Genomic DNA, 16,631 nt, shown 5'->3' on the forward strand with positions numbered 1-16,631 from the left:
ACGGTGGTGGTGTTATCGCTCATCACCTTCAATGTGGCATTGGTTAAAGCCTTAGTATTGTCATCCGACAGGTTAAAGGCCTTGCTGTTCATCTGCACGCTGCCGGCAAACTGGCNGCCTGATGCCGGGCCAAAATCGAAGCTATCGGTCGCAGTGATATCGACTAAGCCATTGCCGCTTAGCGCATGGTTAAGGCGGTAATCACCGGTAGCATTAAGCACCAGCGATGAAGCGCCATCAATGGCAACTCGGCCTGATGATGTTGCCGTATCCCCCATCTGAATCTGCTGTGCAGTGGTAAAGTCCGCACCGTGGGTCAGGTTCAGCAGGTCGAAATGTTGAATATCTGAGGTGTTAGCCAACTGATAATCCACCCCGTCAAAGGTCAGGCTATCGTTGGCACCGCCGGTGCCCGCATCCAGCGTACCAAAAGTGGCCGTATCTTTAACCAGCACGGTGTTATTCCCACCGATACCCGCCACCAAGTTAGCAATTTGCGCCGAGCCGGACAGGGTCAGATTATTATTGCCGGTGCCCAGCGTGATATTGCCTGCGGTTGAACCGTCGACGGTGATTTGACTGTTTCCGTCACCCAGTGCCACATTGCCGAGCGTAGAGGCCCCTGTCACTGTGATTTGATGATTGCCAGCTCCGGTCATCACCAGATGACCCAGTGTTGACGCATCGTTGACCGTGACGGTCTGAGCTTGAGTTCCGGCCAGAATAACATCACCGGTGTGAACCGAACCACCCGATGCCGTCAGGGTATTGGCCCCGCCACTGGCCTTGATATTGCCGCTCAGGGTGCCGCCGGTCAGATTAATCAGATTATCCCCGGTAGCAAAATCCAACAGCCCGGTAATATCGCCGGTATTAGTAAAGGTTTTATTGCCGGCATTGGACATGGCGATGGCGGCGATATCTGCTGAGGATGCAGTAATGGTGCCGCTGTTACTGATGGTCTCAGCATCGTGGACATTCAGTACACTGCCGTTAGCCACGGTAGATTTTGAGACCAATTCTCCCGTGTTCGCCACGGTTTTGGCACCGCTCACATCAATGGCTGAGCCACCGCTAAGGCTTTCTACGTTAACACTGACGCCGGTATTCACCGTTCGGTTATTCCCGTCCAGCGTGGCTTTAACCCCCACGCCCTGACCTGACACATCAATGACCAATTTTTTTGAGTCAGAGAAGTCGATATCAGAGGCCACCGCAGAGCCATCTTCATTCAGATATAGAATACCGATACCGTCAGTGACATTGATATTACCGCTATTCGTTTTGGCTAACGACGCCCCGGTTTTAATACCAATACCGGTGCCGCCCAGTTGAATCTTAGTGTTATCCAGCTTAATGCCTTCAATACCGGCCACGTTATGAATACCGATACCGCTGGCACCAGCATCGCTCATTTCAATAACGGTATTGGCCACGTTCAGGCTAAGCGCACCTTGGCTGAGTAAAATACCGTCTGCGGTACCGCCGGCTTTAATGGTGCCGGTGCCGGATGCTGCACTTAAGTTCAGCCCTGCGCCCGCATCCACATGAATCGCCGCTTTACCGTTAACCGCTTCAATGGTTTTGGCGTTGGTAATGGTACTGTCGCTGCCTTTAATATGAATGGCGGTACCGTTAGCCTGAATATTTCCGCTATTCACCAGGTGGCCGTTGTTCAGGCTGATGGCCGTATGGTCAGCGCCTAAAGATAAGTTGATGGTGCCTTGGTTATCAATCTCGCCGCCGTTCTCGGCCAAAAAGGCCGTGGAGCCGCTGCTGCCNTNGCCGGAGGTTACCGTGGCTTTATTTTCCACCAGGCTATGCTCACCGCTGGCTTTACCGACAATCGCCTTATCGCCGCTGATGTTAAAGGCCGCGCCGTTTTCAATCACCGCTTTACCGGCGTTCTCTGCCAGTACGCCGGTGGCATTGGTGCCGATAGTCAGCTGACTGCCGGTGGCCAGCGTTGCCAGTGAACCCGCACCGCTCACCCGAATACCGGAGGTAATTTTATCGCTGCCCGCTTTACCTGACAGCTTCAGGTTCAGTGCGCCGCCCAGCGTTGCGGTGTCAGTGACATAGAATAAAGTAGCCCCGTCACCGTTGACCTGCGTCTCGGTAGTACCGGCATCAGTAATAATCTGAGAGCCGTTTCCATCAACCCAGAAGGCAATCTGGTCGGAGTTATTGCTGTCAAAGTTCACCGCAACTTTATCATTGAGCGTCACGGTGCTGCCTGCGGTAGCATGAACGCCCACCGTTCCTGCGCCGTTCAGATTTACCGCTGCGGCACTGACGCCATCACCGATAGTGACAGCGACCTGACTGCCGTCGGCTAATACGCCAGTGGTCCGGGTGGCATCATCCGCCCCGTTCCAGTTACCGTTTAAGGTCAGGTTGCCGGTAGAACTCAATTGGGTTTCAAGGGTGCTGGCCGAGGCTTTGAGCCCCACNGAGCCTTGNCCGTCTAAGGTGATATTGCCGCTGTTTACGCCAACCGCCCCTTCTTCNACCTGAATACCGGTGGTGTTATCGCCGCTAAAAACAATATTACCGGAGTTCGTTAANGTNGCTAAATTGCGGGCAATATAGCCGACAACGCCGTTAAGCGATGAGTTAAGATTAGCCCCGGCGGTCAGCGAGGTGGCTTTTTTCTCCGCCTCGGTCATTATCTTTTCGGCACCGGTCAGGTCATGGCCCTGCCCGTCGGCAATGCCGGCAATCGCCCCTTCGCCGGAGAGTTTTATGGTAGCAGTGCTGCCAATATTACCGGTCGCCCCGCCTTCAATCAGGAAGCCGGTAGCGTTTTTGCCGTTCACATTGACCGTCATACCGCCCGAATCGACGCGGGTATCGGTACCGGTCGCCACAATCACATTGGCATTATCGCCGGAGGCCGACATGGTTGAAGTTGCACCTGACGAACCGGCAAAGGTCGCCCCGCCGTCAAGACGCATTAAGGTAGAATTTTTAGTGGTAACGTCTTGGGTACCGCTACTGGTGTTATTGATTTTAGAGCCGGCACCGTAAACGAAGTAGCCGATCTGGTTCTCACCGTCGGAGAAGTTGACCTGACCGTTACCCGACAGGCTGATGGTGCCGCCGCTGCGGGCATGAACACCAATGGCGCCGTCACCTTTTAGGTTAACGCTGCCGGAAATATCAACCAGAGAGTTAATAGTTTCAGACCAGACGCCATAGTTCCTTAATCCGGTTGTAGCATCTATCCCTCCGGCGACGTTGATGGTGCCGGACGACGTCGCTTTACCACCGGCAAACGCCTTTATGCCGATATTATTTAACCCGTTCAAATTAATCGTATTGGTATTGTTAACCGAGCCTAAGGTCTGGGAAATTGAATAAATACCGATACTCTGGGAAGGAACAAAACGGCCATCATCGCCATTGCTGTTAACATTAATTGTGCCGTTATTTAGCAGGGATGTTGTACCGTTAAGGCCATACATGCCATACACACCGTCGGCAATTGAACTCAGCGTAATGGTGCCCTGATTCTCACCGCGCGCTCCGATATCTGACACAATGCCCGCGCTGCCAGAGGAAAGATAGGCAAGGTTAATACCGTCCTGAGCATAACCAAGATTGATCTGACCGCTCTCAGCGTTAACAAAAGAAGAATTAGTATAAGCCCGGGCAACGTACACCAGACCCGTTACCTGCTCGGGGATATTATCCTGCCAGTAGCCGGCATTTATCGTACCTTTATTTTCAGCCGATCCGCCGGCATAGACAGACACCCCAAAAACTGCGCCATTTGAGCCTTTATTCGTATAGTAATGACGAGGGGAAACGTTATAAACACCCCCGGTATTATTGATAAATGAGCTGCCTGTACCACTGACAATAACTGGGGCTGCACCATATGCACCGATAACAACGCCACCGCCTAATGACATCAGTCCATTATTGGTAAAGCGCCCTCCGCTGAGGATATAGGCCAGATTAGCCGTCGACAGTATTTCACCATTGTTAATACCGATCGCTTTATCTTCAAGACGAACGGTATTAAAGGTTGTGGAACTGCCCACACTGACATTAAGTTTACCGCCGGAGGCCACGGTAACGGTGGCATTTTCTCCTTTAGCGTGAAGCCAGTATGCATAATTTTCACCGTAGGATGACGGGCTGCTGCCTTCCGGCAGGTTGCTGTATTGATAAACGGTAGTCACCCGATTATAGGCTTTATTCAATTCCGTTTGGTATTGGCTATAACGGAGATCGCCCGTTTTCAACTGACTGATTAACCAGTCATTATAGGCCTTATAGCTGTCTAACGAAGTAATCGTATGCTGGCTACCATCAAATGCAGCTAAGGAACCGACAAAGGTATCTTTTACAGCGTTAAAATTAGTTAATGAACTAGATTTTGACCAGTCTGCCGGTGACATGACGGAAAGCAGTTGCTGAGAGTCCCAGTTGGCTTGCGCATGATTGGCAGTGGTGCCATCCACATACACGAAAGAGCTTTCCCTCATCTCACCGATAGCATATGAATCATTATCTAAAGAGATGTTTGCCACCCCGTGACTAATATTGGCCAGGCGGGTATCAACGTACGGCGTGGCACCCTGCCTCATAAATGCACCGCTGGCACCGAGGTCGTAAGTATCTTTATCGGTGAAAGATGCTGAATGATAAACCAGAACGGAAGTATTACTGCTGGTAATCGGGTCAAAAACAAGAATGGACTCAGTCAGCCCCGGTGAAACAATCATTCTATCGGCTTTAGGCACGGTGGTAACAGCAACACCGCCTTGGTAAACAGCATAGCCTCTGTCTATGATGGTCTGAATATCCCGAAGGGCCAAATAGGTGCTTTGCCCTGCTCCCCAGGATGATACCCCACTGATAGCATAGCTATTACCATCAGAGATAACTGCCGTTCCATTTTGATTATTATTAGCAGCAGCTCCCCATGTTGAACCTAGATCGCAGGTCAGCGTACCGGGGTCACAGGGTGTCGCAATAGCTTGCGTAGAGAGTAATGTGGTTAGCGCAATTCCTGCCAACGCTTTAGATGTGGCGCTTTTTATTTTTCCACGCCCTAACTCAGAAGTAACAACCCACGCACCTAACGAGTTGTTCCAAATAGTTTTATAAACCTTATTCATAAATACAATTCCCTATGTCGATATCCAATAAATCGATAAAAATCTACTTATGGATTATTTAATAACCAGACAAAGGGAATTATCATCCATAAACAAAATCGTCCTATATACGGCGGCAATAGTAGATCACTATCGATTTTTTAATAAATTGTTAATAACGATCGATTTACATCATTTGATAATCATTAACTATCAAACAAGTGCTATCGATCGTTAGATGCAATTTAAAAGTATTCTATCACGCATGGGAAATTAAGCAAAAAACACAAAACCAAGTGTAATTGCATGTTTTTATACAATAAATAACTTTATAATGGAAAAATTACAACTAAAGAGGTAGTAAAGCTAAGCTTCTGTTCTGAATAATATAAAAAATAAAATCAAATATTACCAATGCGTTAGATTATTGAATTTAATCTATATTAAAAGAGTAATTCAATATTAATGTATAATTTTAATTCATACAGCAATATTAAGTATATAAATTTTCAATTAAACATCACCAAACAACATAGTTACTTAGCATTACTACTTCAAGAGTGATTATCAATTAACTACTAATTATCTGCATGCAGTAATTGATATTCAGCTTAAATTACGCTGAATATCAGCAGTCAATTTTCCTGAATAACACATATACCTGACGCTTTTATCATTCGGGAGAAAGAGTAATGGAGGCGTTTAGAGATCTTAAATCAGATATCAAATCCGAGGCGACAGATTAACTCAGCTTTGGCGACAAAACGTTCCGTTGCTTTATGTCCGGTCACCTTGCGACTCATTAATAAAAACGCCTGTTCTACCAGCGTCTTTTCATCCTGTCGCATCGACCAGATATTGTTGCCGAGAAAGCTCAGCATCACGTGTTCATCGAAGGTCCCGATATTAATTTGGGCTGGTATATGACCGTAGCGTTCGCGCAGCACGCTCAACCCGCCTTCTAAAATCGGTAGTGAAGAGGCAATAAAGTTAAGCGGATATTGCTGATGTTGAGCGATAAACCGTTCCATCATCAGTTCACCGTCCTGAGTCCGGTTATGGTCGGCATAAGAGGTATGGGCTGAATCTTCCTGAAGCCCGATGGTTGTCATGGCTCTCACATAGCCACTTAACCGGTCGGCAATCGTAGGCAAACCGCCGTCACCCACAAAGAAGTGAATCGGCTGCTGTACCTTATTTAACATGGCACTGGTGAGCTGGTAGCCGCTTTCACAGTTATCTGTAATCACACAGGAGGCGCCTTTCACCCCGAAATCCCGATCGAGAAATACCAGGGGTTTATTACGGTGTTTAATATGGTGAGCCTGGCTCTTTGCATCAACCGAGACGACAAAAATGCCGTCAACGTTGCGCTCTTCCAGTGATTTCACCAGCTTGTTTTCATACTTTGGATCTCCGTAGGTACAGCAGATCATCAATTGATAACCCGCCTCCCGGCAGCGAATCTCCATCAGTTCAGCCAGTGCAGAAAAGAAAGGGTTTGATAAACGAGGAATGACTAAGCCAAAGGTTTCGGTCTTATTTAATTTAAGACTGCGCGCAGTATGGTTAACAATGTAGCCGTACTCCTCAACGTAAGCGGATATCTTCTCCTGAGTCTTAACGCTGATGCGATATTGTTCTGCCTTACCGTTTAATACCAAGCGAACGGTAGTAATTGAGAGGCCGAGATCGTTAGCAATCTGCTCGATGGTTTTTGCCATAATGACTTATCTATTCCGTCAGGTCACACACGAATAATGGTATCACCGATTTCATAAAGCCTTAAAAAAATCGATCATGACAAAGGTATACCCAGCACGGCCTTATCTGTAATTTTAAGGCTGTGCTGTACTCTCAATACCAAAATAAAAGACGCTTACTTAGCCTTTAATGCCTGTCAGTAAAGGGCAATAAATAAATTTAAGACCATGATTTGCCCCGTTATCACGGAACTATCACCCTCGTCACCCCGTTGAAAAACGGGGTGATGATTGAGTGGAGCCACATAATATAGAAATGCTTAACTGACATACATGACTTACTTAGCCTTGCGCTTTTTCCAATAGGCTTTGATGCCCGGTCCGAATATCGGTAACAGAAGCGTTAGTATGGCAATGGCCAGAAACGTTGCGCATATCGGCCGAGTTAAGAAAACGCTCGGATCCCCTTCTGACATCATTAAAGCTCTGCGTAAGTTAGATTCAGCCATAGGCCCGAGAATAATGCCAATCACAATCGGCGACATGGAGAAATTCAGCTTAATCATGATATAGGCCAAAAATCCTGAGCCCATCATAACAAACACGTCGGTCATACTATGGTTAACTGAATATGCGCCAACGGAACACAGCACTAAGATTACCGGAACCAATACGCTACGCGGTACATCCATTACTTTGGCAAATAACCGCATAAAAGCAAAGCCCATAATACCCATAAAGATGTTGGCAGCAAACAGGCCGATAAAGATAGTATTCACCTCAACCGGATGGTCGGTAAATAGCTGTGGACCTAATGCCAGCCCCTGAACCATAAAGGCCCCCATAATGATCGCCGTAGCGCCATCACCAGGAATACCTAGCGTCATCAGAGGAACCATTGCACCACCAGAAACCGCATTGGCACCGGCTTCCGGTGCAGACACCCCTTCAGGGGAACCGTGTCCGAACTCTTCCGGGTGCTTTGACCAACGTTTAGCTTCGTTATAGGCAATAAAAGAGGCAATATCTCCGCCGGTACCGGGAATGGCACCAATCGTTGTTCCGATGGCTGATGAACGTAAATAGGTCGGTAAAACCCGTTTAAAGTCTAACCACGTTGGCAAGATCCGACTGATTGCCGCTTTAATAATCTGCACCTGTCCGGTCTGCTTTTCACGGAAGTTCTCTTCAAAACTGAGTAAGCCTTGGGAAAACGCAAATAATCCGACCAATACCGGAATAAACGAAATGCCACCCATCAAATAGACCGAATCAAAGGTAAAGCGCATACCGCTGGTCATAGGATCTAAGCCAACGGTGGCAATCGCCAGACCAATACCACCGCCCATCAACCCTTTGATAATAGACTGGGATGAAACGCTGGTAATAATACTGATACCAAAAATAGCGAGGGCAAAATACTCCGCGGCCGAAAATCCGGTTGCCACTTGAGCCAGCATCGGGGCAATTAACACCAGCGCCACGGTACTGAATAAGCCACCAAACATTGACCCCATGGTCGACAGCCCCAGCGCTCTTCCCGCCTCGCCTTTTTTGGCCATCGGATAGCCATCGAGCACCGTGGCTGCCGAAGCCGGTGTCCCGGGTGTACTTATTAATATTGCCGTGATAGAACCGCCATAAACGGCACCGCAATAAACACCAAGCAACAGTAAAATACCGGTCATTCCCTGAAAAGAGTAAGTCAGCGGTAGCAGCAGAGCTATCCCCATATTGACCGTTAAGCCGGGCAGAGCACCAATAATAATCCCAGCCAGAACGCCCAACAAAATCATGGATACCGTCTCTAAGCTGAATACCACGAAAAAGGCTTCTAATATTTCATTCATAGTAATTCCTTAATCCTTTTATTCTAAAAGCTCAGATATAGGTAGAGGGGAATTAAATATCATGGTGAAGAAGATATAGATGCTGGCCACCATAACGACGGAAATAGATGCCAAAAACCAAGCCCGACGTTCACCCATCATCCACATGATCACCGGGATCAGTAACAATGTAGAAACAATAAAACCGGTATAATTCAGAATAACGCCGTACACCACCATGATCACGGCAACCAGATAAGAGGTCCTGACCGCCGGGGAGGTGAGATCAACCTCTTCATCGGTGGTTTTTAACCGAGCAATAAACACTTCGATCCACTGCAAAATGCCTAACCCAATAAATAACCACGCCAATCCATAAGGCCAGAAACGTTCACCGGGAACGCCGGACTCATCAAACAGACTCATATCACGGGACAGGTAGAGAATAACCAAACCTAATAAAACAGATAAAGCGCCAACAACAATATTGAGTTTCCGCATCGCATTGTTCTCCCTCCTGCCGACATAGCCGGCAGGAGATTACCGGTTATTTACTTTTTCATGGTCTCGGCAATTAATGCTTTATACATTTCATCATCTTCTTTCATCATGGTGTAAGCATCATCACCGGTAATAACAACCGGCATAATACCCTGCTTTTTCAACGCTTCTTGGTAAGCCGGATCTTTGACAACTTGAGTAAAGGTATCAATCAACTCTTTTTTAACGTTATCCGGCACATCGGCGGTTGTCGCTAACACGGCCCAGGCACGCATTTTCACATTGCCTTCAAGTCCTAATGCTTCTTTGAACGTCGGGACATCCGGGAACAGCTCAAAACGTTTGTCATCCATCACACCCAGCACTTTCAGAATGCCGGCATCAACCTGTGACTTTACCGATCCCGGCGTGGTTAATACCGCATCAAGGTGACCACCCACTAAGGCAGCAATAGAAGGCCCAGTACCCTCGTTATAAGGAATATGGTTGAACTTCACACCGGTTGTTTTTTCAATATTAATCGCGGCTAAATGGTAGATTGCGCCAATGCCTGAGTTACCTACTTTGATTTTTCCGGGGTTAGCTTTAGCGCCGTCAATAAACTCCTGTAGAGTGTTATAAGGGGATTTAGCATTGACCACCACAGCAACCGGATCGGCGATAGTCGTGGCGATAGGGGTAAAGTCTTTATAAGTTACCGGCGATTTTCCCTGATGCGGGAACATCGCCAGCTCAACGGTAGTCATTACCAGCTTATAGCCATCAGGCTTAGCCTTAGCCACTTCGATCAGGCCGGTTAAACCATTACCTGCCGGCTTATTCACCGGAATAAAGATCAACCCTTTTGGCATGCTATCGCGAGCAAACTCGGTAATCGTTCTGGCAGAGGTATCAGTACCACCACCCGGGTTTTTAGGAATAACAACTTCAATATTTTTTGTAGGGTAGGTCAAGGTCTGAGCTGCCTGAGTGATGCCAAAGGGTAATAGCATCAGCGTCAGTATTGTGAGTAGACTTTTTTTCATGAGAACTCTCCGTTTTTATAATCATCAGCAGTAATGGGTTGATATATGATGTTCTTTCTATTCCATGTATACGTCATATGCAGGTTCTGCCCGTCCGCAATAATTGCCGGATAAGAGAACTCACCTTCCTTGCTTTCAAAATCCAGAGGTACCGACCAGTTCTTACCGTTGTCTAAAGAATAACTAATCGAAATCGGATAACGTCGGTTCCAGTTACCTTCAATCGGGTTATAGGCCAAAACTAACAGCCCGTTATCCATCGAAACAACGTCAATGCCACTATTATTATTAGGTAAATCCGTTGGGTAAGCCGGGCACCAGGTCCGGCCATAATCCACTGAATCACTACGATAAATGCGCCCGCGGGTACTACGCATTAAGGCATGAACATGGCCCGGTTCAGACTCCCATAGGGTCGGCTGGATAACACCGTCCCATTGGAATACCCGATTCACATCCGTTTCCCATAATGCGTCATCTTTTAGACCCTGCCAGACATCATTGCCATTTACCGGCCCGGATTGAATATGCCGAATAGGGATATCCACCCTCTGCCAGCTTTCGCCCAGATCGGCCGATATATCGACAAAACAGTCCCAGTAGCGATCGTCTTCTACTGAGCCCGGGGCTAGCCACTCGCCGTTAGACATTTCCAACAGCTTGTTCTTAACCGGTCCTCGAGGACTGTTATCGCCCTCCACCAGTTCCATCGGTTTACTCCAGTTCCGCCCGCCGTCACCGGAAGTGACGTAACGAGTAGCCCAGTGATGAACGTCGGGTCCAACTTTGTAGAATAGCCATAAGGTGCCAAACTGATAATGCAAAACCGGGTTCCAGTGCGCCAGTCCGTCTTCGGCAATGGTTCGCTGTGCCGTTTGCCATTGGCCATCAACACAGCGCGACAGCCAAATAGCGGTATCACCACTGGCCTCTTTTTGACCGGCAAAGTAGGCAACCAACAGATCGCCGCTTTCTGGCAGTACCACCAGAGTTGATGCATGGCAGTTATTAAATAACTGATGTTGTGCATCAAGTAAAAATTGCGATGGTTGCTGACTTAATTGCATGTACAGATTCCTTAAAGACTCAGAGACTTGCGTATCTCATCACCTAAACGAGCCATGGCATCAATGGCACCCGGATAAAACGTGTTATTAAATCCTTGGCTATCCCTGACGCGGCACAAGATAGTACGAAAATTTCCTAACGATTGCTGAAAATACTTGCCGCAAATCGGGTAATCCAGATTCTCTACCAGCGCAGCGGTCGATAAGTAATCAGACAGCCTCTGTGCCTTCTCCGGCTCAGACTGCCAGTTCTCATACAGCCAAACGTACAGTTCAGGGTGGAAATTTGCCATCACACCGCTAAAGGCTTTGCATCCGGCCTCAAAAGAGGCGAGCAACGTTTGGCTATTGGCATTCGCCAGATGCAAGCGACTGCCGGCAGAAAGCTCGACCCGCCGTTTAATCGTTGCTAAGTCGCAGCAGGTATCCTTAATAAAGGTGAATCTGTCACTTTGAGCGCACCATGCCACGGTTTCATCCGACAGTAAGCGCTTATAAGGATAAGGGCATTCGTAAATCCCCAGATCTACCGATTCTGGCAGTTGAGACGTAAGCAGTTGCAGGGTTTCCAACGATTTCTCGTCACTTTCCCCGGCCAGTGCCAAGCGATTACTGATCATAATCACGCCGTCAACGCCGGTTTCAGCCATGCCGATCAGTTGCTCACTTTGGTGGCTTAAGGCGCTGGCAGTATGGCCTGAGGCGACCACCGGAACGCGACCATCAACTTTCTCAATGATAAAGCGCACCAGCTTTCTGGCTTCGTTATCACTCAGGAAAAACATTTCGCTGGACTGGCAGTCGGCAAAGAGTCCATGAACACCGGCGGCCAGATACCACTCAATCAATTTTTCCAGCGACTGCCAGTCGATATTGCGGTTTTCATCAAAAGGCGTCAGCATAACCGGCCAGACACCTACATATTTTTGTTCACTCACGTTCTGTTTCTCCTTAAAGTACACTGGCCGCGTCGCCGGCAACTTTAACCTGAATACCCTGAGTCAGACACTGGGCCACAAAAGCCTGTAATACGCTCTGCAATTTAGCCTGGTCAACATAGGCGATGGTAACGTGGTTACTCTGGTGGCCGGCCATCAGATCGTCTCTGGTGACGCCGTCCAGTACACAGTTAAGCAAAGGCCACTCATAGTTGGTTGCCCGACGGCGGCGCTCAAACTCTGCTTCCGGCAGTTCTACCGCATGACCGGTACCGATATGCATAATCACATCAGTGCCTTCATAATGAGCTCGCGACCAGATAAACCGCCCCGCTTTACCTTGACCGGCGATAGTCGAACCGCCGTAAGGGAAGAACATCGCCGGCTGACGATAACCGGTAGCACCGGCAATGCCACCTTTAAGATGTTCAAAAGGCACCGCGCCGGAAATCTCCATATCCCAATAGAACGTTCCCTGATAGTCACTGCCCCAGCGAATATCATGCAAGGTTGTTTCTGCCGGTAGCCCTAACGAACTGAGTAAACGCCATAGCATGGTCTGTGGAATCGCGGTTCCCATATCCACTTCATTTATGCAGGGAATTGGCTGGCCGGGGCAGATAATTTCACCGTTCTCATCCGGGATCGGGAAGCGTTCCGTCGAACCGATAGCGCCTTCGGCGAAGTCCGAAGCGGCACAGCTATCTTTCAGCCCTTGCTGGTATTGAACGCCGACCGCAGATAAACCAAAGCGCTTAACAAAACGCCCCATGGCAATCATCATGGCACACTGCTCTTCTACCTGCTCCCGGGTCAGCTCTTTAGTGCCGTCGGTGCCGAACTTGAAGGTCATTCCCCGTTGCTCATACCAACTTACGCACTCTTGGCGCAGAGATTTCGGTACTTTGGCCATTTCCACCAGCAGCGCTGACTGAGATAACGATTCCAGCGGCATGCCAATTTTCACCAGCGCCTGCTGTGGGAAGACACCGTTAATCATCCCCATGCAGAAGGTATCAAACAGGCCAAGGATCTCTTTATGCTGTAAGACATACTCTCCGACCTTACGACCAATGGCCCCCGCTTCGGTTGCCATAACCGGGTGAGTTGGTGGCACATCATGCAGGTAGCTATTTTGATGCTGTAATGAGCCATAGCGCAGCCAGGTTTGCAGCCCCTGCAGGAAAAACTCATCATCAAATTCAGCAGACCATAAACGTGAATAGGGTTTGCCTAAGCTGGTTAAGGTACCGGCCAGACATAGCATACCGACCAGCCCCGGCCAGGTTCCGTCAAAGTTAGCCAGTAATAAAACCGGGCCACGATGATTAGCCAATGACGGTGCAACGTGATGGGAGTACTGCCATGCTGTCAACAGCACAATCACCGGAGCATCCGGATCGATGGCAGCAAACAGGTCGCTGCCTTCACGCTGGCTGCTGATAAAACCATGTCCGCGAGTTTGATTGATCGGATGAGCCCGTTTCATTTCATAGCCTTGCTGCTGAAGGGCTAACTGTAGCTTATCTTCAAATTTTTTCTGCACTGGCCAGCAGGTTACGTTAGCCGGCTCACGTAAATCGGCATTGGTTACCATCAGTATTTGTTTGTTATCCGTACCAATTTTAGCCGGTGACGGGGGCAAGTTTAGTTTTAACACGTTGATATTCCTGTTTTGAAATAAAATTATTACAGCCCGTTGTGCATAATTTCGTTATAACGCTGCTGGTCCTGATACATCTGCAAATAGACCTGATATTTCGCATCATGGAAGGCTTTGGTATCGCCCTGTGGCACAATCACATCGCCGTAGCGCACCATTTCTCCGGCGGCCTCAGCAAAGCTGGAAAATGCACCGCAGGCGACACTGCCCAAAAGTGCGGCCCCCAAAGTAACCGCGTCATCTTCCTGTGCTAAATGGATCTCACGGCCGGTAGCATTGGAATATTCCCTGAGCCAGAGAGGATTTTTTGTTGCGCCACCGCATATAATCAGGCGCTCGATTTGGTGCCCGGCTTGATGCAGGCTTTCGATAATATGTCGGGTACCGTAGGCAATAGCCTGTAACGTCGCCAGATAGCGGCGGGCTAATGCATCCTTACCGGTTTCCAGTGAGAGCCCGGACTCCATGCCTCTGGCTTCAGGATTGGCCCTCGGTGAGCGGTTGCCGTGATGATCGGCCAGTATGTGAAAATTGTAGGTAGCAAAGGGCTCCCGCTGCTCCAGCTCGAAAACCCACTGATTAAGTAATTGGTAGTAACTGCACCGGCGCTGGTTCGACTCGGCCTCAAGCGCAGGCCAGTACTCACTCTGGCGAATAGTCCATTCAACCAAAGAACCTGCCGCACTTTGCCCGCCTTCATTCAGCCACTGTTCAGGGATCATGGCACCAAGGTAAGGGCCCCAAACGCCCGGAACCATGACCGGTTCTGGGCTGACAATCATATGGCAGTTAGAGGTTCCGCTGATGATCGCCAAACTGCCGGCAGGGTTAGCGGCAACCAAAGCCAGCCCCCCCGCATGGGCATCAATAATTCCGCTGGCAATAGTGACATCAGTATGAAGGCCGAACTGGGCGGCACTTTCCGGGCTGAGAGTTCCGGCTTTCTCGCCTAAATTCAGCACGGTAGCGGGCACTTTCTCCACTAAATCGTCTAGCCCGACGGCGTTCAACAGTTGGTGGCTAAACCGCTGTTCGTGTGACAGGTAGTTCCATTTACAGCTCAGCGTACAAATACTGGCAACGTCAGCCGATGAGGCCCGCCAGACTAGATAGTCAGCCAGATCAAACAGGCGCCATATCTGCTGATAACGTTGAGGGAAGTGGTTTTTCAGCCATAAAACTTTGGGTAATTCCATCTCGACGCTGACTTCACCACCGACATAATGCAAAGCAGGGTCATTCGTTAAGTTAATTTCAGTCGCTTGCTCTACCGCCCGGTGATCCATCCACATGATGATATCCCGCTGTGGATCGTTATCTTCAGCAACGGAAATCGGCCCGCCGTTGTGCCCGACGGCAACCAGAGAGCAGGTCGCATCAAACCCGATGGAGCAAATATCACGGCGATCAACCTGCGATAAACCAACCGCTTCTTTTATCGTTTCACATACCTGAGACCAGATATCAGCCGATGACTGTTCAACCACGTCTGCTCTTGGGTGGAACTGTTTAATCGGCCGGACAGAAAAAGCTAACCGCTGCCCTTTCCGATCAAAAATGCCGGCCCTCACGCTGGCCGAGCCAACATCAACTCCGATAAAAAACTGCTGTTTCATACAGGCTCCAATTCAATGCTGCGTCGAGTTAGCAAAGTATTTAAACCGAGATACAAAAACAATTCATTTGTTTAAATTATGTGAAGTCGATCGGAGTCGAATAGTTAACCTAATGAATTACTTTGAATAATATTTCGACAGTTTATTAACAGATAGGGTTGATAAGCTGTAGGGAAAGTGCAGAACGCTAAAGCCACAGAAAATGACTTTTCTGTGGCTTGATAGGCTTACTCTAATATCTTGATCTGGCGATCGCCGGCTCAGATAACAGGCTAAATCGGTTCCATACCCTGGTTAACTTTCACCTGTGTAGCCGCCGGTGAGGCAAGAAAGTTTAACAGTGCTTCAACCGCATCTTTGTGCGCTGTATTTACCGTCACGCCGGCGGAAAAGACGGTCATCATCTGAATCTCTGCCGGTAAAGGCCCGAGAATAACAATGCCGTTTAAATGAAGTAGTTCACTCAGCTGTTGGAATCCAAGTTCAACCTCTCCCTTGGCGATCAGCGAACCGACCGGTACCCCAGGCGGGGCTTTAACAATGCGATGGCTAATTTGATCGGTAATACCCCAGCGTTCAAATAGCCCGGTAAGGTACACACCGCTGGGGCCGGTCGAATAACTCAGGGTTTTAGCCGCTAAAACCGCCTGTTTCACCGCCTGTTCGCTGCTAACGTCAACGGCTTCACTACCTTCTCTGACCGCAATAGCAATACCGGACTTCACCAAATCGACCCGGCTGCCCGATGCAACTTTTCCTGAATCAATCAGCTTATCGATAGCATTAGAGGCCAGAATGACAACGTCAAAAGCCTCTCCGGCTTCGACGCGCTTGGCGGCATCTACGCCGCCTACCGATTCTATCTCAACCTTATAGCCTGACTGTTTCTCAAATTGTTCTATCAGTTCGGCTAAAACCTGACGGGTTGCCATAGAAGAAATAATTCGAATCGTTGCCGGGCTATCCGCGGCCACAGCTCCGGGTACCGCAGCCACTAAACTCGCCATACTCATACAAAGCCCCGATATCATTAGGTTAGAATAATTCATTCATTTTTCTCCGGTCGCTTAGCTTGTCAAAAGGTCATGCCGCGAGAAGTAGCATCTGTCTTGATTTATCGTTCAGGCAGACCCATGACCTTTCAATCAGCTACCAATATAACCAATTGATAAAAAACT

The 16,631-nt window shown here is 48.6% G+C and carries 10 protein-coding genes; all 10 read right to left on the bottom strand.

Annotated elements, in window-relative coordinates; translation table 11 throughout:
* Positions 1–5,132, bottom strand: a 5,132-nt coding sequence (locus YWE_RS0112320) for an ESPR-type extended signal peptide-containing protein (RefSeq protein WP_029094814.1), incomplete at its 3' end; no start/stop codon positions are given.
* A 695-nt stretch (positions 5,133–5,827) separates the two neighbouring features.
* Positions 5,828–6,835, bottom strand: coding sequence for a LacI family DNA-binding transcriptional regulator (locus YWE_RS0112325; protein ID WP_029094815.1), 1,008 nt, complete (start codon positions 6,833–6,835; stop codon positions 5,828–5,830).
* A gap of 317 nt (positions 6,836–7,152) precedes the next feature.
* Entirely contained in the window at positions 7,153–8,664 is a 1,512-nt protein-coding gene (locus YWE_RS0112330; RefSeq protein ID WP_029094816.1) for a tripartite tricarboxylate transporter permease, read from the bottom strand.
* 18 nt (positions 8,665–8,682) lie between these two features.
* Entirely contained in the window at positions 8,683–9,144 is a 462-nt protein-coding gene (locus YWE_RS0112335) for a tripartite tricarboxylate transporter TctB family protein (protein WP_029094817.1), read from the bottom strand.
* A 50-nt stretch (positions 9,145–9,194) separates the two neighbouring features.
* Positions 9,195–10,169, bottom strand: coding sequence for a tripartite tricarboxylate transporter substrate binding protein (locus YWE_RS0112340; RefSeq protein WP_029094818.1), 975 nt, complete (start codon positions 10,167–10,169; stop codon positions 9,195–9,197).
* Positions 10,166–11,236, bottom strand: a complete 1,071-nt coding sequence (locus YWE_RS0112345; RefSeq protein WP_029094819.1) for a sialidase family protein — start codon at positions 11,234–11,236, stop codon at positions 10,166–10,168. The genes YWE_RS0112340 and YWE_RS0112345 overlap by 4 nt, the downstream gene beginning before the upstream one ends.
* Before the next feature lie 11 nt (positions 11,237–11,247).
* Positions 11,248–12,174 (bottom strand): dihydrodipicolinate synthase family protein, encoded by a 927-nt coding sequence (locus tag YWE_RS0112350; protein ID WP_029094820.1) that lies wholly within the window; start codon positions 12,172–12,174, stop codon positions 11,248–11,250.
* A 13-nt stretch (positions 12,175–12,187) separates the two neighbouring features.
* A complete protein-coding gene (locus YWE_RS0112355; RefSeq protein ID WP_029094821.1) occupies positions 12,188–13,834 on the bottom strand; it encodes a signal transduction protein in 1,647 nt (548 codons plus the stop codon).
* 29 nt (positions 13,835–13,863) lie between these two features.
* Positions 13,864–15,453, bottom strand: coding sequence for an FGGY-family carbohydrate kinase (locus YWE_RS0112360; RefSeq protein ID WP_029094822.1), 1,590 nt, complete (start codon positions 15,451–15,453; stop codon positions 13,864–13,866).
* Positions 15,454–15,725: 272 nt separating this feature from the next.
* Positions 15,726–16,502: a substrate-binding domain-containing protein gene (locus YWE_RS0112365; RefSeq protein ID WP_029094823.1), complete on the bottom strand. Its 777-nt coding sequence runs from the start codon at positions 16,500–16,502 to the stop codon at positions 15,726–15,728.
* Positions 16,503–16,631 lie beyond the last annotated feature (129 nt).

This window comes from Budvicia aquatica DSM 5075 = ATCC 35567 (genome assembly GCF_000427805.1).
In the GTDB taxonomy this organism is placed as follows: domain Bacteria; phylum Pseudomonadota; class Gammaproteobacteria; order Enterobacterales; family Enterobacteriaceae; genus Budvicia; species Budvicia aquatica.